Below are 18,748 nucleotides of genomic sequence, written 5' to 3'. Positions count from 1 at the left end.
CTCCTCAGCCGACGATGATCACCTGCCCGGTGATCGCCCCCTCGACGCTCTTGGCATAGGCGCGCCCGACCCGCCCGGACGCCACCGGCTCGTGGCCCGGGAACCATGCACCGTAGCGCGGCACGGAAACATCGAGCACGCCGGGGCTGACGACGTTGATCCGCAGGCCGCGCGGCATTTCTACGGCAGAGCCGACCACAAAGCCGCCGAGCGCGCCATTGGCCGTTGCCGCGCCAACGCCGGCCAGCACGAGGTTGATCTGCCCCATCACCTTCTGGCGAAGGCCCTGCCCTTGACAGCAGATACGGAAAAGACGGATGCCAAACTCTAGGATGCGGGAGATACAGTAGGTTGCGCGCTATAATTATCACCATAGCGTGGGTAGTTATTTTAGGATCATGGTGCTCTGCGCATTCGAATGAGTTCGGCCCCCAACAAGCCATTACTTCGAGCGCAGATATCGCGCTTCGGTACATTTCAAATAAATGCGGCGCTGAACCTGAAGTATCAACAAGCAAGTACGAGTATCATGTAGACCCTAATTTTTACAGCATAGAACACTATATAAAAATAAATGGTCGATTCGCCGGAATATTAAATACTTTTGTCTATCCGTCAATATTGTTTGGATTAATAGACAATGTCGACATAGTCGGCGACGGAACACGCTGCACTGGGAGGAAATAATGGGTAGCGCATTTTACGAAATTGATGGTGAGCAATATTATGAAGTCGATTTTCTAACGCGGGAGGGACTTTATAGTAGGTACTCTGCAGGCGGCGGCTCGATAGCGATCAACATTGACAACCTTAGTGAAAATCTTTCGGTTGATGAACTTCCAGGGCTGTACACGCGGCTATCCGCAGAAAATTTTTCTGATGGAAATTACAGCGTTAGCTACAACCTCGGTGTGCTCCTCAAGGGGCCCGAAGTGGACGTCGCCGGCCGTGGAGACCACGGCGTCCACCCTGCCGGCCCGCGCGTACATCGCGTCGATGGAGGCACGGTCGGACATGTCCACCTGAATGTCGCCGCTGGAGCGGCCGACGCGGATGAGATCGTGACGGGCGCCCAGCTCCTCGCAGGCCGCCCTGCCGATGTCTCCCGACGCGCCGACGACAATGATCTTCATGGTGCAGCCTTCCGTGATGTGGCGCGGCCGGCAGGACCGCGGCGGTGGACGCAAAAAAAGCCGGTTCTTGGAACCGGCTTTTTCTCTTCGAAACGGGGTCAGGCCCGCCCGGCGTATTGGTGCAGCGTCAGCTGTTGCTGTTGCGCTTGGCGAGCGTTTTCAGGCGCAGGGCGTTGAGGCGGATGAAGCCCACGGCGTCCTTCTGGTCGTAGGCGCCGGCGTCGTCCTCGAAGGTGACGATGGCTTCGTCGTAGAGCGACCTGCCGCTGGAGCGGGCCATCACGATCACGTTGCCCTTGTAGAGCTTCAGGCGGACGGTGCCCTCCACGTCCTTCTGGGAGTGGTCGATGGCGGCCTGCAGCATCTCGCGCTCCGGCGAGAACCAGAAGCCGTTGTAGAGAAGCTCCGCGTAGCGCGGCATCAGCTCGTCCTTCAGGTGCATGGCACCGCGGTCGAGCGTGATCGATTCCATCGCGCGGTGGGCGGCGTGGTAGATCGTGCCGCCCGGCGTCTCGTAGATGCCGCGGGACTTCATGCCGACATAGCGGTTCTCGACGAGGTCGAGCCGGCCGATGCCATTGTCGCGGCCGAGCGCGTTCAGCTCGGTGAGGAGCGTTGCAGCGCTCATCGCCTTGCCGTTCAGCGACACGCCGTCGCCTTCCTTGAAACCGATCTCGATTTCGGTCGCCTTGTCCGGCGCCTCTTCGGGCGAAAGGGTGCGCATGAAGACGATCGAGGGCGGCGGCACGGCCGGGTCTTCCAGCACTTTGCCTTCCGAGGAGGAGTGCAGGAGGTTGGCGTCGACCGAGAAGGGGGCCTCGCCCTCCTTGTCCTTCGCCACCGGGATCTGGTTGAGGCGCGCGAACTCGATGAGGTCGGTCCGGGACTTGAAGTCCCAGTCCCGCCACGGCGCGATCACCTTGATCTTCGGGTCGAGCGCCGCATAGCCGAGCTCGAAGCGGACCTGGTCGTTGCCCTTGCCGGTGGCGCCGTGGGCGACGGCGTCGGCCCCGGTGTCGTGCGCGATCTCGATCTGGCGCTTGGCAATCAGCGGCCGCGCGATGGACGTGCCCAGAAGGTAGACGCCTTCGTAAAGCGCGTTGGCGCGCATCATCGGGAAAACATAGTCCTTCACGAACGTCTCGCGCAGGTCCTCCACGAAGATCTCGCGGCAGCCGAGCATTTCGGCCTTCGCCCGTGCAGGCTCCAGCTCCTCGCCCTGGCCAAGGTCGGCGGTGAAGGTGACGACTTCAGCGCCATATTTTTGCTGAAGCCATTTCAGGATGATGGAGGTGTCGAGGCCGCCCGAGTAGGCGAGCACGATCTTCTTGGGCGCGTCGTTCATGATTGTCCGGTCCGGGGATGAGGCGTTTGCGGTTTAGAACGCCGCAGACACTTCTTCAAGGGAGCGGCGCGCGGGGAGTGGCCCGCAGCCGAACCCCATGCTCCAACCGCCGCCGCGCGCTGCGGTGGAAATCACCTCGCGCGCTTTCTTGATTGGCGAAGATAAATCCATACAATGGAATTATTCCAATTCAAGGAACGGCACAGTGCTTTCGATACTCGGCAACCGGCGGCGTTTCAGCGATCTCTCCAGCCAGGAGGTGCTGGCGCTCGCGATCTCTTCGGAGGAGGACGACGCCCAGATCTATCGCTGGTATGCGTCCACCCTGCGCGCTGAATACCCGGCGACCGCCGAGGCGCTGGACGCCATGGCGGCAGAGGAGGATACCCACCGCCAACGCCTGATCGAGCTGCATCAGAGGCGCTTTGGCGATGCGATCCCGCTGATCCGGCGCGAACACGTCGCCGGCTTCTATGCGCGCCGTCCGGTGTGGCTGGTGGAAAAACTGGGCGTTGAACGGGTGCGCGCCGAGGCCGTCCGGATGGAATCCGACGCGCACAATTTCTATACCCGCGCCGCGCAGGCAACGTCAGACGCGTCGACGCGAAAACTCCTTGGCGACCTTGCCGCGGCGGAAGCCGGCCACGAAGCCGCGTGGGACAGCATCGAGGCACAGGCGTTGCCGGAATCGGCGCGCTCGGCAGAGGACGAGGCGGCCCACCGCAAGTTCGTTTTGACCTATGTGCAGCCGGGCCTTGCCGGGCTGATGGACGGTTCGGTGTCGACCCTTGCGCCGATCTTCGCCGCTGCCTTTGCCACCGGCGACACCTGGCAGACGTTTCTGGTGGGCCTTGCTGCGTCCGTGGGCGCCGGCATCTCCATGGGGTTCACGGAAGCCGCGTCCGACGACGGGGTGATTTCCGGCCGCGGCTCGCCGCTGACCCGCGGCGTCGTCACCGGCCTGATGACCACGCTGGGCGGCCTTGGTCACGCACTGCCCTACCTCATTCCCGATTTCTGGGTGGCGACATCCATCGCGATCATCGTGGTCTTCATCGAACTCTGGGTGATCGCCTGGATCCAGAAGCGGTTCATGGATACGCCGTTCTGGCGGGCGACGCTGCAGGTGGTGGTCGGCGGCGCGCTGGTGCTGGCTGCAGGCATCCTGATCGGCGTGGCGTAGGGGGGAGCTGCAATGCGGTGCACCCTGAACACAACGCGGTGCAGCCTTTGCGCGGAATGATTGCGCCGCATGGCCTTGCCGTGGCAGATGTCTGCCGCTGGAGGCCTCAATGATTTCATTTCCCGTTGCGACCCGCGAGGAGATCGCGGCAATCACTGCCCGTGCGTTGCTCGAGATCGGCGCGGTGCACCTGTCGCCGTCGGAGCCCTTCACCTATACTAGCGGCCTCAAGAGCCCCGTTTACGTCGATTGCCGCAAGATTATCGGCTTTCCGCGGGTGCGCTCGCGGCTGATCGATCTGTCGCTCACCATGATGGCCGACATTGCCGGCCTTGAAGCGTTCGACGCCGTGGCCGGCGGCGAGACGGCCGGCATCCCCTTCGCCGCGTGGATTGCAGACCGTCTGGCCGTGCCGATGCAATATGTGCGCAAGAAGCCCAAGGGCTTCGGCCGCCTGGCCCAGATTGAAGGCGAGCTGACGGCCGGGCAGCGGGTTCTCCTGGTTGAGGATCTGGCCACCGACGGCGGCAGCAAGGTCCGCTTTGTCGAGGCTTTGCGCGAGGCGGGGGCGACCGTATCGCACTGCTTCGTGGTGTTTCACCACGATGTGTTTCCGGGAAGCCGCGACCGGCTGGCCGAGCACGGCATCGAGATCCACGCCCTGGCCCGCTGGGCCGATGTTCTGGCTGCCGCGCGCGCCACGGAAAGCCTCCCCACCGGAGAGCTTGACGAAGTGGACGAATTCCTGCGCGCGCCGCTGGCGTGGAGCGCAGCGCGCGGCGGCATAGAGGCACTGCCGGAGCGCTGATGTCACGCGCCGGCGCTGGCCCGGCGTTCAGGCCGGGGCGTCGGCCTTGACGGCAAGCGCGTGCACCGGGCCGGCAAGTTCCTCGGCAAGGGCGTCGTTGACCATCCGGTGCCGCTCCAGCCGGCTGGTGCCGCGAAAGGCATCCGCGGTCAAAATGACGCGAAAGTGGGTTTCCCCTTCCGGCCGTGCGCCCGCGTGGCCCGCGTGAAGGTGCGATTCGTCGATCACCTCAAGTGCCAGCGGTGTGAATTGTGCATTCAACTGCGCAATGATCCTGTCCCTGACGGTTCCCATTGTCGGATACTTTCCCCTAGACTCTGACGGTGCGGTCCGTGATTGGACGGCAAGGCTGTGATACGCAGATGCGAGCGGGCGGCAAGGGCATCGGCTCTCTTCATGTGCGGACCGGCCGGCGATTGAGGGTGTGGCGTGAACCGGCAGTGCGGCGGACTGACAGTGCGAGGCGGACGAGCAAAGCGCGCTTTCCTGCGCTGGCGGGAACGCGGCGCCCGGTCTGCGTTGCGGATCCTGTGCATCGTTGCGGTCTGTCTTGTCCCGCTGTCTGCCGTGCGGGCCGAGATCGGCGCCTACCTGCTGTTCGACATGGCGGACGGCAAGGTGCTCGCCAAGCATCGCGCGTCGACGCCGTGGTATCCGGCGTCCCTTACCAAGCTGATGACGGCCTATGTCACCTTCAAGGCCATCGAGGCCGATACGTTGGCAATGACATCCCCGGTCCGCATCTCGCCGCAGGCCAGCCAGCAGCCGCCAAGCCGCATGGGCTTCAAGGTGGGCACGGTGATCACCGTGGAAACGGCGCTGCGGATCATCCTCACGAAATCGGCCAACGACGTGTCGGTGGCACTGGCCGAGGCCGTGAGTGGCAGCTCGGGCCGCTTCATCGATGCCATGAACAAGACCGCCGCCGAGATCGGGATGGCATCGTCTTCGTTCGACAATCCCCATGGCCTCCCCAACACGCGGCAGATCATCACCGCCCGCGACATGGCTGTTTTGATGATGGCACTGCAGAACGATTTTCCGCAGTACGCTGACTATTTCGAGATGGGCGGCGTGCAGCTTGGCAAGAAGCGCATGCGCAACCACAACAATCTGATGCGCAAGTTCCGCGGCACGGATGGGATGAAGACGGGCTTCATCTGTGCGTCCGGTTTCAACCTTGCCGCAACCGTCACCCGCGACGGCTTGCGGCTTGGCGCAGTTGTGCTGGGGGGCACCACGTCGCGCGAAAGAGACGAGCGGACGGCGGAGCTGCTGGCCAAGGGCTTCGAGGCGGTGGCGAACGGCGGGGCGATCAACCTCAACGGTTTCGGCAACATGGATGCGCCGATGGCTTTTGCTCCGGTGACCGGCACCCGCCCTGATCTTGGCACGGTGGAGGCGCTCCCCGCCGCCAGCGAACCGGTCGTCGATATCAGGAGCACCGTCTGCGGCGCGCGGCGTCCGGCGACCCGCTACGACAAGGGGGTTCACGCGGGTCTCGATGCCTTCATGGCGCAGCGCGAGGCGGTGCTAGCCTGGCAAAAAAACCGCAACGCGCGGGACGATGCGATCCGCAAGGCACTGGAAACACCGCGCGTTCCACCGGCGGGCGATGCGCCCTCCGACGCAAAGCCCGAGGCGACCGAAGCGGCTGACGCCGTGATTGCGCCGGAAGATGCCGCACCGCGCGCGCTTGCCGGCAACGGTCTGGTCCCTGCAGCGTGGACGAGCCCGTCCCCGGTCACCTTTCCTCTGGCGCGGCCGGTCCGTGCCGAACCGGCCGCCGCCCGCTCCGAGCTTGCGCCGGATGATTGGGTGCCGTCCCGCGCTGTCCCGCCGGCCAACCCGCTTGACGACAAATTGCGCGGACCCCTGCCGCCGCGCCCCGATGCCCAGCCGCTCTCCTATCTGCAACCCGTGCGCGCAATGCCAATGGTCAAGATTGCCCTCGGCGGTGCCGACGAAAGTCGCCCGAACCCGCTGTCCGGCACCGTTATCGGCGGCGGCCTCGCGCCCCGTCCGCGGCCGAAGCCCGTGATCCCTGTGGATGTCGGGTCGGTATCCTTCACACCGATCGAGCCGTCAATCACTGAAACGGCGATCGAAGTGCGCGAAGCTGCGAGCGCGCCGAACTAAATTTCGCGCAATGGTTGTATATTGAAGCCGTCGCTGGTAGTCTCTCAACGGTGTTTGGAGAAAATCGCAATGGTCGCACAATCATTGGCTGCGGATGGCGCGCTTTCACTGTGCTGGCCTGCTGCACTGACACGGCCGCCAGCACGCAAGGTGGCGTCCCGGCGGAGCGCCTTCCGATTCGGCATCGAGGCCGAGCGCTCGATCCGCCAGTTTCTGCGTGCGGGTGATTATACCATCCTCGGCACACGCGTTCTCGCCGGACGGGCCGAGCTCGATCTTGTGGTCAGCCGTGGCGACACCGTGGCGTTTGTGGAAGTCAAAGCCCGCCGGCATGGTTGGGGCGGCCTGGAATCCGTCGATACGCGCAAAATACGCCGGATAACGCGCGCCGCAAACGCATGGCTTTCTGAAAACGAACGCTACGCCGGCTGCAACATCCGCTTCGATATCGCGCTGGTCTGGGCCGGTGGCCGTGTGGACTATATGGAAAACGCGTTCGAGCCTTTGCCGGAAGATGATTTCGTTTTCTGATCCCCTTCGCCTGATCAGCTGCGTGGCCAGCGGCACCATGATGAGGCGTCCGCCGCCGTACTACGCTGCCTATGCGCACGAGCGAGACGGGAAAGTCCGGCTGGTCTTGGAAGGCACGCTTGCATCGGTGCCATGTACTGCATGCGACCCAGCGCCCATGACCCTCGCGTCGTGGCAGAAAAGCCCCTATGTAGAAGGCTCAAGAAGGGGGGAAGCAAACCTATGGTCACTGTCGTCGACAGGGTAAACGTACAGCCGCGGCACCCGGAGAAGGCGAGCCGCGCCGAAAGCCCTGTGGTACGCAAGCCGGACTGGATTCGCGTCAAGGCGCCCACGTCGCCGGTCTGGCGCGAAACGCGGGACCTCGTGCGGGAAAAGGGTCTGGTTACGGTTTGCGAGGAAGCCGGCTGCCCCAATATCGGCGAGTGCTGGTCCAAGCGCCACGCGACCTTCATGATCATGGGTGACACCTGCACCCGCGCCTGCGCCTTCTGCAACGTGCGCACTGGCCGCCCGCAACCGCTCGACACCGCGGAGCCCGGCAAGGTCGCCGAAGCTGTGGCGACCCTCGGCCTCGAGCACGTGGTCGTCACCTCGGTCGACCGTGACGATCTGGACGATGGCGGCGCCAACCACATGGCCGCTACCATCCGCGCGATCCGCGAAAATTCCCCCGGCACCACCATTGAAGTGCTGACGCCGGACTTTTTGCGCAAGCCCGGCGCCATGGAGCGCGTTGTCGAGGCGCGGCCGGACGTGTTCAACCACAACCTCGAAACGGTGCCCTCGCTCTACCTCAACGTCCGCCCGGGTGCGCGCTATTTCCATTCGCTCCGCCTGCTCGATCAGGTGAAGATGCTGGACCCCACCATCTTCACCAAATCCGGCATCATGATCGGGCTCGGCGAGACGCGGAACGAAGTGTTGCAGCTGATGGACGACCTGCGGTCCGCCGACGTGGATTTCCTGACAATCGGCCAGTATCTCCAGCCGACGCGCAAGCACTATGCGGTCGCCGAATATGTGCCGCCCAAATCGTTCTCGGCCTATCAGACCATCGCCTATGCCAAAGGTTTTCTGATGGTTTCGGCCTCGCCGCTGACACGATCGTCCTATCATGCCGGCGACGATTTCGCGAAGTTGAAGGCGGCCCGCCAGGAGCGGTTCGCGCAAAAGGGCACGGCGGCGACGGTCAATGCCCCAGTTTGAGACGACCCGGCGCGTGAAGCACAACGCCGCCAACATGTTCGACCTGGTTGCCGACGTGAAAGCCTATCCGCGGTTCGTGCCGCTGTGTCGCTCGCTCACCGTGCGGCGGCGGGACACGCTGCCTGACGGGCGCGAGGTTCTGGTCGCGGAAATGACGGTCGCCTATAAGTTCGTGCGCGAAACCTTCACATCCCGCGTCGTTCTCGACCGGGCGAGCGACATCATCGACGTGGAATATCTGGACGGGCCGTTCCAGGAGCTGAAGAACCGCTGGACGTTCACGCCGGTCGATGACAGCTCGTGCGACGTCAACTTCGACATTCGCTACGAGTTCAAGAGCCGGACGCTGGCGACCGTCATGGGCTCGGTGTTCGACCGGGCCTTCCGCCGCTTTGCCTCGGCCTTCGAAGAGCGGGCCGACAAGGTCTACGGCACCACCTGAGCATCGGTCCCGCAGCCCGCGCCTTCATGGGCCGCGGCCGAAAAATACCGTCAGCTGGCGAAGCCGACGCGCTGGCGCGCTGCGGGCGGCGGCGTTTGTGCCGCCGAAGTGCGCTGCAACCAGTCACGCAGGTCTTCGTGCTGGCGGGCACCGTAGCCGGCGCTGGCGACAATGGCACGCAGCGCGTGGGCATTGCGGCTTTCGAACGTGGTGGCTGTGGCACTCACGTTCCATTGCGGGACGGTGAGGGTGCTGACATCCATGGTGGTGGCCCCAAGCACCTGGAGGCGGCTGCGGCGATGGACGCTGGCCTGCACAAGCTCGGGCACAGCCAGCGAGTCGACAAAGGACTGGGCGTCCGTTCCGTAAATCTCAAGGCTGCGAAGGCGACGGGGCAGCGCCCGCTCGATCACGTTCAGCGCCATCCAGTCGAGCGGGAAGGCGGCGTCCAGCATCAATGTTTCGGTGCGGAAATCGTCATGGGTGCCGTGTGCCGTCAGGAACACGTTGCGCGCCTGCGAGAGGCACAGGCTGTGTTCGCGGCCGATGAGATAGTGCCGCTCCCAGATTTCCCGTTCGCGCACAACGCGCCAGCCCGTGAGGGGCCGTGGCGCGTGACCGTCGATCACGCGAAAACAAAGCGAAGGATTGTTCATCGGGACGCTCCATTCGGACCGCCCTGATTATCGCGTAACAAGGTTAAGTTTTGCTTGATGTGCCGGTTGCGACGGGCCGGGCCGGATCGCCGCCCCACTCGGTCCACGACCCGTCATAGACCCGTGACGGCACGCCGATCTCGCTGAGTGCCAGCGACAGGATGGCCGCCGTCACGCCCGAACCGCAGCTGGTGATGACAGGACGCTGGGGGTCGATCTCTGCCGCGTCGATGGCTGTTTTCAGCGCATCGCCCTTCTTGAGCGTGCCGTCTTCGGCAACAAGGCTGGCGTAAGGGAGGTTTCTGGCACCCGGCATGTGGCCGGCGCGCAGGCCTGGCCGCGGCTCGGGCACCGCACCTTCAAAGCGCGGCGCACCGCGCGCATCCAGAACATTGCCGCCTTTGTCCAGCGTGCGGGCGACGGTGTCGGCATCGGCGTAAAGGTTGGGGTCGAACCGCGCCGTGAAGCTAGCAGGGCCTGCCGGGGCCGCAGCGCCGGTTTCGACCGGAAAGCCTTCCGCGCGCCAGCGCGCGAAGCCGCCGTCCAGAATTTTCGCGTCATGCCCCATCACGCGGAACATCCACCATGCGCGAGGGGCGGAGAAGACCGGCCCGGCTTCGTACACCACCACTTCGGTGCCGTTGTCGATGCCGAGCGCGCCGACCGCGGCGGCAAAGCGCTCCGGTGAGGGCAGCGTGTGCGGGAGCGGGCTTTCGGTGTCGGCGATGGTGTCGATATCGAAGCGCCTGGCGCCCGGAATGTGGCCGTCCGTAAATTCCGCGGCGGGGTCGCGCCCGGTGTCCGGCATGTGCCAGGACGCGTCGAGGACAACGACGCGGCCGAGCCGCGCGGCAAGCCAGGCCGGATCGACGAGGCTCATGCCAGCGCGATCCGGACGCGGCGGTTCTGCCGGCCCTTTTTCTCGATCTTCTTCACGTCGATCCTGCCAATTTCAGAGGTCGCGGCGACGTGGGTGCCGCCGCAGGGCTGTAGGTCGATATCGCCTATGCGGACAAGGCGGACCTTGCCGGAGCCGCGAGGCGGCTTGACGGCCATCGTCTTCACAAGGTCGGGCTTCGCATCGAGTTCGGCGTCGGTGATCCACTCGGTCGACACCTTGTGGTCAGCGTCGATCAGGGCCTGAACCGCAGCGGCAATCGCGTCCTTGTCGAGCGTTGCGTCGGGAATGTCGAAGTCGAGCCGGCTGTCGGTCGCGCCGATCTGCCCGCCGGTCACGGGATAGGGGAGCGCCACGGACAACAGATGCAGCGCGGTATGCATGCGCATGATGTTGTAGCGGCGTGGCCAGTCCAGATGCTGGGTGACGGCAGTGCCGGGGGCAAGGACGGTGTCCACGCTGAGGGCGATGGCGCTCCGGTCTTCGGTATAGCGCGCGTCTGTGACGGCGATGGTGGTGCCGTCTTCGGTCTCCAGGTGGCCGATGTCGCCGGGCTGTCCGCCGCCTGCGGGGTAGAACACCGAGCGGTCGAGGATCAGCGTGCCGTCGCCGGTGCCGGCAACCGTCGCGCTGGCGGTGGTGAGATAGGGGTCGTCGCGAAACAGCGGTTGGGTCATGCCCCATTGATAACGCAACGCGGTGCCCGCGGGCTAGAGCCAGTTGCTAAAGCTGGACGGCCACCGGCGGCAGGCGGAACAGCGGCACGATCCCGGCGGAGACGCGGCCGTCCTCCACCATCAGCGTGAGGCGGCGGGCGGGGCGGTCGCCGATGGTGGTTTTCGGCGCGAACATCAGAAGGTTGCCGAGGAGCGTCGTGATGGTGTCCTGCACATCGGGCGCGAAGACCGTGACGTAGGGCACCCCTTTATCGTAGCCGGCGAGGGCAACGTCGAGCTTGCCGTTCAGATGGCCGTCCTGGCCGAGGGACAGTTCGCCGCTGGCAGCGACCTGCATCGGCCCGCTGCCGAGCATGGCTTCGTCCAGCCGGAAGGTGAGACCGTCTGCTGCGGCCAGTTGGGCGACGGCATTCGGATCGCCGGCGAGGAGTGCAGCGCCGCCGCGCAGTGTCCCGCGCACGGAGAGCGAGGTGGTGTCGACGCCGGGTGCAGGGTCGAGGCCGGTGACACGCAGCGCAAGGTCCAGATCGCGCGAACTGGCCGGGTTCTGGCGGGCGTTGACGAACAGCTCGGACAGCTTGATCGGCGGCAGGCTGCCGGCGGTGAGGGTGCCGCCCTTGACCTCGGCGTCGAAGCGGGTGACGGCGGCGCTCGACAGGTCAATCCGGGCGCTGGCGTGGGCAAGCTCCCAGTCTGCCGCGATTTTGCCCGTGCTTTCGCTCTCGTAGACCGCGGGGCCTCTGGCTTCCATGATGATACGATTGGGGCGGTAGACGAGAGCGGTGGCGACCAGACCGCCCAGCGTGACGGAGCCCTGTTCGGTGCCGAGGCGGGAGCCGTCGTGGCACCGCATCTCGATCTGGAACGGGTAGCCGCCGATGGTGCGGTTGAGGCAGTGAACGATCGCACCGTCGGCGATGGCGGCGTGCTGAAGCCGGTCCGCCTGCCGTTCCAGAACGGTGGCCGCGCAGAACCACAGGATCGACCAGGCGACGATGATGACCAGAACGATCAGCATCAGCACCTTGTACCGCAGGGTTCGCGATGGTGTCGCCGTCACGCCGACCATGACCTCACTCCGTTACTCCCGACAATTCTCTCAGGTGCCGGTTGGCTTGACATGGGTGCCGCAACGCCACAAGCCATCGCAGCCGCGACGGAATTGCACTGATGCACTCCGCCGCATCGGATTTCCAAGGCACTCGGGCCTGTTTCCCACCGGAAGGGGGTCCATTCGCCACACAGTGCGACAGGTGTGCATGTCACTCTTCGTTTTTGGCTATGGTTCGCTGATGTGGCGACCGGGTTTTCCCTATACGTCTCGGCAGCTTGCAACCGTCCGCGGACGTCATCGCCGCCTTTGTGTCTACTCATGGGTGCACCGGGGCACGCAGGAGCGGCCCGGCCTCGTGCTGGGGCTGGATCGCGGCGGTGCGTGTCGTGGTGTGGTGTTCGAGGTGGCCGAGGCCGACCGCGATGGGGTCGTCTCCTATCTGAGGGAACGCGAGCAGGTCACCTTCGTGTACCAGGAGCGGCAGATGCCGGCGCGGCTGGAAGACGGTTCCACGGTTGAGGCGCTGACGTATGTGGTGGACCGGGCGCATCCGCAATATGCCGGTGCACTGTCGGTGGAGGAGACACTGGCGGTGGTGCGCGGCGCTGTCGGCCAGTCCGGCAAGAATGAGGACTATGTCCTGTCGACGGCCGATCACCTGGACAGTGCGGGCGTTGCCGATCCGCGCCTTTCGGTGATCGCGGGTCATCTGCGCGCCGGGCAAGCGGCGCAACCCTAGGCCCTGCCCTGATTGGGTCCGGAGCCTAACGCGGTCCGGCAAGCGCCTCTGCGACCAGCCGGTCGGTCTCGCGTTCGATGGCAACTTCCATCCGTGCCTTGATTTCCGCGCGCGGCAGGCCCGGCGGAATGGGGGGCAGGAACGAGACGGTGATGGTACCCGGATAGCGCACGATCTGCTTGTGCGGCCACAGAACCCCCGAGTTGAGCGCCACCGGCACCATGGGCACGCGAAGCTGGTCGTAAAGGAACACGGCCCCGGGCTTGTAGGCCGGCGGGGCGCCGACGGGGCGCCGCGTGCCTTCGGGAAAGATCACGATCTGGAAGCCCTTGGCGACGGCGGCTTTGGCGTCCACCGCAAGCTGCTTGAGGGCAGCGGTGCCGGCGCCACGGTCCACCGGGATCATCCCGTAATAACGCGCGTACCAGCCATAAAGCGGGATCGACAGCAGCTCTTTTTTCAAGATGACGACGCCGCGCGGCAGCATCGGCACCAGCGCCAGCGTTTCCCACGCGGCCTGATGCTTTGAGGCGATGAGGGCCGGACCATCGGGGAGGTTGTCCAGCCCCAGCACGGCAATCTTCTGGCCGCAGATGATGCGCAGGAGCAGCATGTCGCCTTGCGTCCAGACCTGCAGCAGCAGCCGGGTCCGCCGCGCTGGAAACAGCATGACCCACGCGAACAGGATCGACATCACGATGAAAAAGAGGGTGGCGACCACCGAGTAGATCACCGAACGCACCAGGGCGACTGCATGGGCAATGCCGCTGCGCTCGGGGAGCTTTTGCTGGTCGGCGGGCGGGGGGGAGACGGTGTTTTGCATCAGACGCTCAGACGGTCGAGGTGGTGACGCACGGCAGCGCGCGCCGTGCCGATGACGAGGAGCGCCACGACCAGCCCCAGAACGAACAGCCCTGCAAAGCCGAACGGGCCGATGCCGGGCGCACCGAACAGCGCGCGGCTCTGGTCCGACGTGGCACCGGAGCTCAGCATCGACCACGCTTCCAGCGCGCCGAACAGGATAAGCGCGGCGGCAAGGCCGATGCCGGCACCCCGCACGCCAATGCGCAGGAAACGCCCGCGGAAGGCGCGCTGGATGAAGCGGTCGTCCGCCCCGAGCATGGAGAGGACCTCCACCGTGCCGGCGTTGGTGGCAATGGCCGCGCGGGTGGCGAACACGATGGAGAGAACAGTGGCAACCAGCATCAGCACCAGCGCGCCGATGGCGCCGGCAGACACGGTGGCCGCCATCCCCTCCAGCCGGGCGCTCCAGTCGCGGTGATCGTCGAGCGAGGTGCCGGGCACGGCGGCAAGGGCGCTGCGGAGCGCATCGCCATCGAGCGGACCGGTGCGGTTGGCGGTGACGAGGCGCGGGATCGGCAGCAGCGAGAAGTCCGCGTCAGAGCCGAGCCAGGGCGACAGCAGCGCCTCGGCCTCGCCGGCGGACAGCGCATCCACATCGTCCAGTCCGGGGGTGGTGCGCAGGATCTGTGCGGCGCGCTCCACGCGGCGCTCCACCGGATCGCCGTCCAGCGGCAAAATGGTGACGCTGATGTCCTGGCGCACCTCGCCCGCCCAGACCTCCGCAGCCTCTTCGATCAGTACGGCTGCGCCGAACAGCAGCGCGCACACGAAGGTCATGATGGCGATGACGGCGGTCAGCCCGCGGCCGGCCACCGAACGCGGGTCGACGATGGGACCATTCTCGACAATCGCGTGTTCGTCCGGCGCGTCCACCACGTCCTTCGGCTGGTGCCGGGGACGGGGCGCGCTGCCGGGGGTGCGCGGTCTCGCCTCGCCGGTACGCTCGCGGGGGGCGCCGGTAGAGCGCTGCTTGGGGTGGATGGCGCCGGGGATCGGCGCATCGGGGTCGAAATCGGATTCGGCGTCAGGCGTTTCGAGGTCGTCGAAGCCCTGCACGTCCATCGTCTGCGGCGTGGGTGAGACGGGGCGCTGGGCAGGGCGCGGCGGCAGGCGGGCCGGCTCTGCGTCGCGGCCCTTTGGGGGGACGGGCTCGGCTTCGGCCGGGAGGGCGCTGCGCCGCGCACGCAGGGTGCTCTTGATGCTGCGGCGGCGCTGGGGCTCTGGCGCCGGTTCGGCGGGCGAAGGGGTGGCGGCCGCTGCGCTTTCGTCTGCGGTGCGGGTGGCAAGCCGCCTTGGCCGCGATGGGTTGCCGGGTGCCGGGCTTTGCTGGGGCGCCATGTCCCGCGGCCTGGATGCCGGGTCGCTGCTTCGCGCCACGGGCACGGGCCGCGTCGGGCGTTCCGCGGTTCGCGCCGGTGGTGCGGCGTCCGGCAACGGGCGGCGTGTTGGCGTGCGGGGCGGGGTGGTGGCCTCGGGCGGATCGGCGCGGTCGCGCGATGCGGCAGGGCGCGGCAAGGCGGCGCGTGGCCCGGTGGGGGTGGTGCGCGGCCGCGGCGGCGCGTCTGCCGCGCTGGCGGGGCGGCGGACGTCCCGCGAGCCGGCTTCGGCAGGGCGGCCGGGCTCGGCGGGGCGGCGCGGGCGGTCCCGCGGGTCCTGGCCGCCGTCCATCAGTGCGAGGTCTCCAGCCGGCCGTCGAACAGGATGAGACGGCGCGCGTCGATCTGGTCCATCAGGTTGATGTCGTGAGTCGCGATCACCACCGATGTGCCGAGTTTGTTCAGCTCCATGAAAAGCCGCATCAGACGTTTTGCCATGGGCGGGTCGACGTTGCCGGTGGGCTCATCGGCCAAAAGCACGTCCGGCTGGGTGACGAGCGCGCGGGCAATGGCCGCACGCTGCTTCTCGCCGCCCGACAGGACCGGCGGAAAGGCATGCTGCCGGTCCGACAGGCCGACCCATTTCAAAAGCTCGGTCACGTCGGTCCGGTAGGAATCGACGTTCTTGCCTTCGATCCGCAGCGGCAGAGCCACATTGTCGAAGGTGGACAGATGGTCCAGCAGACGAAAATCCTGAAACACGACGCCGATGCGGCGGCGCATGGACGGAAGCTCGTTGCGCCGCAACAGGCTCACATCGGCACCAAAAAGGCTCATGAACCCGCGGGACGGTCGCAGGGAAAGCGACAGGAGGCGCATCAGCGTCGTCTTGCCCGCGCCGGAGGGGCCGGTCAGAAACTGGAAGGAGCGGGCCGGAATATCGAACGAAAGATCCTTCAGGATCTCCGGTCCGTTGCCGTAGCGCAGCCCAACATTGTCCAGCGCGATCATCAGCCCCCGCGTCCCGTGCGCCCACCCGAAGTGGCCGGACGCCTGCCATCTTTATCACGGCATTGTGCTGCCGTCGCGGGGGACGCGCCATTCGTCAGCCCGCGGAATGACGATTGAGCGACTTTTCCCCGGTGCGTCCCTCAGGGCAGGAGCCGCTCCAGATAGTTCCGCTCCAGGCGCGGGAGTTCCAGATCGCCGAGGCGGCGGCGAAGCTCCTGCAGGATGCGGCGGGCGCGCTGGGTGTCGATCTCGTCGGGAATGCCGACGCGGCTTGTGTCAGCGTAGCCGCCCTCGGTGCGGGCGCGGCCGAGCGGGTCGCGGCCCGGGCCACTGTCGGGGCTTCCCATCTGCTCACCCTCGCCCTGACCCTGGCCTTCGGCTTCGGCCAGTTGCTGGGCCATGCCCTGGGCGCCCTCGCGCAGCGCCTGAAGCGCCTCGCCCTGATCGCCCACCGCATTGCCGCTTTCGCCCTCGCCGAGCGCCTCGCCGGCATCGCCCATGGAGCGCTCCGCATCGCCGAGCCGCTCGCCGGGCTCGAAGCCCTGCTCTTCCAGCTGGCGCATCATCTCGTCCAGCTGCTCACGCAGGGCCTGCTGCTGCTCCTGCAACCGCTGCATTGCCTCCGCACGCTCGGACGGGCTCATGCCGGCCATCGGGTCCTGCCCGCCCTGGCCGCCACGCTGGCCCTGCTGGCCGGGCTGGCCCTGCTGACCGCCGAACTGGTCCATCCGGCCCTGACCCTGGCCGAACTGGCCCTGACCCTGCTGCCCCTGACCACGCTGGCCCTGCTGTCCGGGCTGACCCTCCTGGCCTTCGCCAAGGCCATAGGTCTCGTCCATCAGCTCCTGCTGGCGCTGGATCATCCGGCCCAGCTCGTCCAGCGTGCGTCCGTTCTGGCCCATGGGGTCGCCGCCCTGGCCCTGACCGCGCTGGGCCATCTGCAGGTTCTGCATCATCTGCTGCAGCTCGGCGAGGAGAGCCTCCGCCTCTTCCGTGCGCCCTTCGCGGGCCAGCTGCTCGATCCGCTCCAGCATCTTGTCGAGGTCATTCTGGGTGATGGTCTGCGAGTTCTCGCCCATGGCCTGCTGGGGAGACTGCTGGGCCTGCTCGGCCAGTGCCTGCATGTAGCGCTGCATCGCCTCGCGCAATTCCTGGGTCAGCCGCGCGATCTCTTCGGGCGGTGCGCCGTCCTCGATGGCCTGACGCAGGCGCTCCTGTGCGGCGGCCAGTGCGCGTTCGGCCTCGCTCATGCCGTTGTCTTCCAGCATCAGCGCCAGCGCCCAGAGCTGGTCCAGCATTTCGCGCATCTCATCGTCCGTCCGGGCGGCGACCATGTCGGTGTAGGCCGCGCGCACCGCGAGGAAGGCACCCGGCCCGCCAAGAGCGTCGGGCACCAGAAGCATCAGGTCCATCGCCTCGATCACGTCGATCTGCCGGTTGGCATCCAGCGCCAGGATCTGCCGCTGCTCCACCAGAGCCTTGGCCACCGGGTTGATGAACACGCGCGACGGCAGGCGGAACATGCGCGGCGCGCTGGACGCGGTCTGCCCGACGCCATCGGTCGCCTTGATGCGCAGCGTCACCTCCATCCCGGCGAAGGGATGCTCCGACAGGTCCTGTACCGTGCGGGCCGCCCCGCGCATGCCGGGACCGGCCGGCAGCACGAGGGGGAATTGCGGGTTGTCCACCAGCGGACGGCGGCCTTCGCCGGCCTGAAGCGGCATCAGCAAAGCTTCGGCGGAGGCGATGCCGTAATCGTCATCCAGCGCATAGCGCAGCTCGAAGCCGCCGCGCTGATTCTCGGCCGGGTCCTCGGTCAGCACCGCGGAGGGGGGTCGGTCGCCCTCGGCAACGAAACGCCAGCCGTCGACGGTGGTGTCGTCACGCTGCACCTCGACCGCCATCGGCCCGTCGATGGGCAGGGTGGACTGATAGGCGGCAACTTCGGCGCCGTCGTCCGACAGGCGGGGCATGGTCTCGGTGGTGGCACCGTCCTCGCGCGCGACATGAAGGTCGAGCGGCTGCCCGCCCTGGGTGCGGACAGTCAGGATGGAGCCGGCCGGCACCTTGATGCCGTCGCCGGTTTCCACCCGCGTGGCGGATGACAGGAACAGCGGTGCGCGGCCCGTGTAGGATGGCGGCGTGACCCACGCGTCCAGCCGGAATTGCGGACCGGCGGCGGCGGTGGACGGCTCGTCGAAATTGAATGGCGTGATCAGCCGCTCCGCCAGCGCCCCGGCGCCCACCACAACGCCCACGAAGAGGGCAATGCCCACAACCGCACGGACCGCAAAAGGGTCGTGCGGCACGATATCGGGCCGCGGCACCGCAAAGCGCAGGGCGGAAAGCCGCGCCATCGCGCGGCGGCGGTGAACGCGCCAGAGGCTCTCGGTCACTTCGTCGCCGCCGGGGGCAAGGTTGTCCTCGTAGGTGCCGAGCGGGCGGTGCGGCAGGTCCGCATCGCTTTCAAGCCGGCGCAGCGCGTCCTCGCGCCCCGGCATCCGCAAGCGGCGCAGGCGCCAGCCCGACGCGACGAACAACACCGCAAACACCGCCAGGGCGGCGCCCTTCAGCAGCGCGGGCGCGCCAATCCACAGGCCCATCCACGCGGTGGCGAGAAACAGCGCCAGAACCCCGACCATGGGGGCAACGGCCGGCCACAGCCGCTCCCACACGATCGCAGCGCGCGCGCTCGTGATCAGACGCGAGAGGCGCGTGTTCATCGGTGCCGGCATGGGATCGT

The 18,748-nt window shown here is 66.5% G+C and carries 19 protein-coding genes; 7 read left to right on the top strand and 12 right to left on the bottom strand.

The window, feature by feature from the left end:
* Positions 1 to 4 precede the first annotated feature (4 nt).
* From RDV64_RS02350 to RDV64_RS02340, 3 genes are all read right to left on the bottom strand, one after another.
* Positions 5 to 268: a hypothetical protein gene (locus tag RDV64_RS02350; RefSeq protein ID WP_309197681.1), complete on the bottom strand. Its 264-nt coding sequence runs from the start codon at positions 266 to 268 to the stop codon at positions 5 to 7.
* Between the two features lie 589 nt (positions 269 to 857).
* A complete protein-coding gene (locus RDV64_RS02345; RefSeq protein WP_309197680.1) occupies positions 858 to 1,133 on the bottom strand; it encodes an NAD-dependent epimerase/dehydratase family protein in 276 nt (91 codons plus the stop codon).
* Positions 1,134 to 1,260: 127 nt separating this feature from the next.
* Positions 1,261 to 2,478 (bottom strand): argininosuccinate synthase, encoded by a 1,218-nt coding sequence (locus RDV64_RS02340; RefSeq protein ID WP_309197679.1) that lies wholly within the window; start codon positions 2,476 to 2,478, stop codon positions 1,261 to 1,263.
* A 205-nt stretch (positions 2,479 to 2,683) separates the two neighbouring features.
* Between RDV64_RS02340 and mbfA the strand changes: the two genes are divergently transcribed.
* Positions 2,684 to 3,661: an iron exporter MbfA gene (gene mbfA, locus RDV64_RS02335; protein ID WP_309197678.1), complete on the top strand. Its 978-nt coding sequence runs from the start codon at positions 2,684 to 2,686 to the stop codon at positions 3,659 to 3,661.
* 109 nt (positions 3,662 to 3,770) lie between these two features.
* On the top strand, positions 3,771 to 4,469 hold the full coding sequence (locus tag RDV64_RS02330) for an orotate phosphoribosyltransferase (RefSeq protein ID WP_309197677.1): 699 nt from the start codon (positions 3,771 to 3,773) through the stop codon (positions 4,467 to 4,469).
* A 27-nt stretch (positions 4,470 to 4,496) separates the two neighbouring features.
* Here RDV64_RS02330 and RDV64_RS02325 read toward each other — a convergent pair whose 3' ends face one another.
* On the bottom strand, positions 4,497 to 4,763 hold the full coding sequence (locus RDV64_RS02325) for a BolA family protein (RefSeq protein WP_309197676.1): 267 nt from the start codon (positions 4,761 to 4,763) through the stop codon (positions 4,497 to 4,499).
* A gap of 162 nt (positions 4,764 to 4,925) precedes the next feature.
* Here RDV64_RS02325 and RDV64_RS02320 point away from each other — a divergent pair, with 162 nt between their 5' ends.
* The 4 genes from RDV64_RS02320 to RDV64_RS02305 all read left to right on the top strand — a co-directional run bounded on the left by RDV64_RS02320 (position 4,926) and on the right by RDV64_RS02305 (position 8,790).
* The gene (locus RDV64_RS02320) at positions 4,926 to 6,608 is read left to right on the top strand and encodes a serine hydrolase (RefSeq protein WP_309197675.1); all 1,683 of its coding nucleotides are present in this window, start codon (positions 4,926 to 4,928) and stop codon (positions 6,606 to 6,608) included.
* Between the two features lie 21 nt (positions 6,609 to 6,629).
* Positions 6,630 to 7,139 (top strand): YraN family protein, encoded by a 510-nt coding sequence (locus RDV64_RS02315; RefSeq protein WP_309197674.1) that lies wholly within the window; start codon positions 6,630 to 6,632, stop codon positions 7,137 to 7,139.
* A gap of 222 nt (positions 7,140 to 7,361) precedes the next feature.
* Positions 7,362 to 8,348: a lipoyl synthase gene (gene lipA / locus RDV64_RS02310; RefSeq protein WP_309197673.1), complete on the top strand. Its 987-nt coding sequence runs from the start codon at positions 7,362 to 7,364 to the stop codon at positions 8,346 to 8,348.
* Positions 8,335 to 8,790 carry a type II toxin-antitoxin system RatA family toxin gene (locus RDV64_RS02305; RefSeq protein WP_309197672.1) on the top strand — a complete coding sequence of 152 codons (456 nt, stop codon included), beginning with the start codon at positions 8,335 to 8,337 and terminating at the stop codon, positions 8,788 to 8,790. Before lipA ends, RDV64_RS02305 begins: the two co-directional genes overlap by 14 nt.
* A gap of 50 nt (positions 8,791 to 8,840) precedes the next feature.
* Here the strand turns inward: RDV64_RS02305 and RDV64_RS02300 are convergent, their stop codons facing one another.
* Genes RDV64_RS02300 through RDV64_RS02285 form a run of 4 tightly spaced genes read right to left on the bottom strand, consistent with a single transcriptional unit; the run spans position 8,841 to position 12,090 of the window.
* Positions 8,841 to 9,446 (bottom strand): hypothetical protein, encoded by a 606-nt coding sequence (locus tag RDV64_RS02300; protein ID WP_309197671.1) that lies wholly within the window; start codon positions 9,444 to 9,446, stop codon positions 8,841 to 8,843.
* Between the two features lie 43 nt (positions 9,447 to 9,489).
* Positions 9,490 to 10,326 (bottom strand): 3-mercaptopyruvate sulfurtransferase, encoded by an 837-nt coding sequence (sseA, locus tag RDV64_RS02295; RefSeq protein ID WP_309197670.1) that lies wholly within the window; start codon positions 10,324 to 10,326, stop codon positions 9,490 to 9,492.
* On the bottom strand, positions 10,323 to 11,021 hold the full coding sequence (locus RDV64_RS02290; protein ID WP_309197669.1) for an alanyl-tRNA editing protein: 699 nt from the start codon (positions 11,019 to 11,021) through the stop codon (positions 10,323 to 10,325). The genes sseA and RDV64_RS02290 overlap by 4 nt, the downstream gene beginning before the upstream one ends.
* 46 nt (positions 11,022 to 11,067) lie before the next feature.
* Positions 11,068 to 12,090: a DUF2125 domain-containing protein gene (locus RDV64_RS02285; RefSeq protein WP_309197668.1), complete on the bottom strand. Its 1,023-nt coding sequence runs from the start codon at positions 12,088 to 12,090 to the stop codon at positions 11,068 to 11,070.
* Positions 12,091 to 12,280: 190 nt separating this feature from the next.
* Here RDV64_RS02285 and RDV64_RS02280 point away from each other — a divergent pair, with 190 nt between their 5' ends.
* Positions 12,281 to 12,814 carry a gamma-glutamylcyclotransferase gene (locus RDV64_RS02280; protein WP_309197667.1) on the top strand — a complete coding sequence of 178 codons (534 nt, stop codon included), beginning with the start codon at positions 12,281 to 12,283 and terminating at the stop codon, positions 12,812 to 12,814.
* Positions 12,815 to 12,839: 25 nt separating this feature from the next.
* Here the strand turns inward: RDV64_RS02280 and RDV64_RS02275 are convergent, their stop codons facing one another.
* The 4 genes from RDV64_RS02275 to RDV64_RS02260 form a co-directional block, all read right to left on the bottom strand.
* Positions 12,840 to 13,637: a lysophospholipid acyltransferase family protein gene (locus tag RDV64_RS02275; protein ID WP_309197666.1), complete on the bottom strand. Its 798-nt coding sequence runs from the start codon at positions 13,635 to 13,637 to the stop codon at positions 12,840 to 12,842.
* Complete coding sequence (locus tag RDV64_RS02270) at positions 13,637 to 15,346, bottom strand: FtsX-like permease family protein (RefSeq protein ID WP_309197665.1); 1,710 nt, start codon at positions 15,344 to 15,346, stop codon at positions 13,637 to 13,639. Before RDV64_RS02270 ends, RDV64_RS02275 begins: the two co-directional genes overlap by 1 nt.
* Positions 15,346 to 16,005 (bottom strand): cell division ATP-binding protein FtsE, encoded by a 660-nt coding sequence (gene ftsE, locus RDV64_RS02265; RefSeq protein ID WP_309197664.1) that lies wholly within the window; start codon positions 16,003 to 16,005, stop codon positions 15,346 to 15,348. Before ftsE ends, RDV64_RS02270 begins: the two co-directional genes overlap by 1 nt.
* A gap of 140 nt (positions 16,006 to 16,145) precedes the next feature.
* Positions 16,146 to 18,740, bottom strand: coding sequence for a TIGR02302 family protein (locus tag RDV64_RS02260; protein ID WP_309197663.1), 2,595 nt, complete (start codon positions 18,738 to 18,740; stop codon positions 16,146 to 16,148).
* Positions 18,741 to 18,748: the final 8 nt, after the last annotated feature.

Origin of the sequence: Acuticoccus sp. MNP-M23 (assembly GCF_031195445.1) — a bacterium.
In the GTDB taxonomy this organism is placed as follows: Bacteria; Pseudomonadota; Alphaproteobacteria; order Rhizobiales; family Amorphaceae; genus Acuticoccus.
Note: the sequence above shows the minus strand (reverse complement) of the source record. Positions and strands in the feature narration are given on the sequence as shown.

Coding starts and splice junctions, on each gene's coding strand:
- RDV64_RS02270 (WP_309197665.1), bottom strand. CDS start 15,346: ATGGACGGCGGCCAGGACCCGCGGGACCGCCCGCGCCGCCCCGCCGAG.
- RDV64_RS02285 (WP_309197668.1), bottom strand. CDS start 12,090: ATGGTCGGCGTGACGGCGACACCATCGCGAACCCTGCGGTACAAGGTG.
- RDV64_RS02290 (WP_309197669.1), bottom strand. CDS start 11,021: ATGACCCAACCGCTGTTTCGCGACGACCCCTATCTCACCACCGCCAGC.
- sseA (WP_309197670.1), bottom strand. CDS start 10,326: ATGAGCCTCGTCGATCCGGCCTGGCTTGCCGCGCGGCTCGGCCGCGTC.
- RDV64_RS02280 (WP_309197667.1), top strand. CDS start 12,281: ATGTCACTCTTCGTTTTTGGCTATGGTTCGCTGATGTGGCGACCGGGT.
- lipA (WP_309197673.1), top strand. CDS start 7,362: ATGGTCACTGTCGTCGACAGGGTAAACGTACAGCCGCGGCACCCGGAG.
- RDV64_RS02340 (WP_309197679.1), bottom strand. CDS start 2,478: ATGAACGACGCGCCCAAGAAGATCGTGCTCGCCTACTCGGGCGGCCTC.
- ftsE (WP_309197664.1), bottom strand. CDS start 16,005: ATGATCGCGCTGGACAATGTTGGGCTGCGCTACGGCAACGGACCGGAG.
- RDV64_RS02345 (WP_309197680.1), bottom strand. CDS start 1,133: ATGAAGATCATTGTCGTCGGCGCGTCGGGAGACATCGGCAGGGCGGCC.
- RDV64_RS02350 (WP_309197681.1), bottom strand. CDS start 268: ATGGGGCAGATCAACCTCGTGCTGGCCGGCGTTGGCGCGGCAACGGCC.
- RDV64_RS02330 (WP_309197677.1), top strand. CDS start 3,771: ATGATTTCATTTCCCGTTGCGACCCGCGAGGAGATCGCGGCAATCACT.
- RDV64_RS02260 (WP_309197663.1), bottom strand. CDS start 18,740: ATGCCGGCACCGATGAACACGCGCCTCTCGCGTCTGATCACGAGCGCG.
- RDV64_RS02325 (WP_309197676.1), bottom strand. CDS start 4,763: ATGGGAACCGTCAGGGACAGGATCATTGCGCAGTTGAATGCACAATTC.
- RDV64_RS02305 (WP_309197672.1), top strand. CDS start 8,335: ATGCCCCAGTTTGAGACGACCCGGCGCGTGAAGCACAACGCCGCCAAC.
- RDV64_RS02300 (WP_309197671.1), bottom strand. CDS start 9,446: ATGAACAATCCTTCGCTTTGTTTTCGCGTGATCGACGGTCACGCGCCA.
- RDV64_RS02275 (WP_309197666.1), bottom strand. CDS start 13,637: ATGCAAAACACCGTCTCCCCCCCGCCCGCCGACCAGCAAAAGCTCCCC.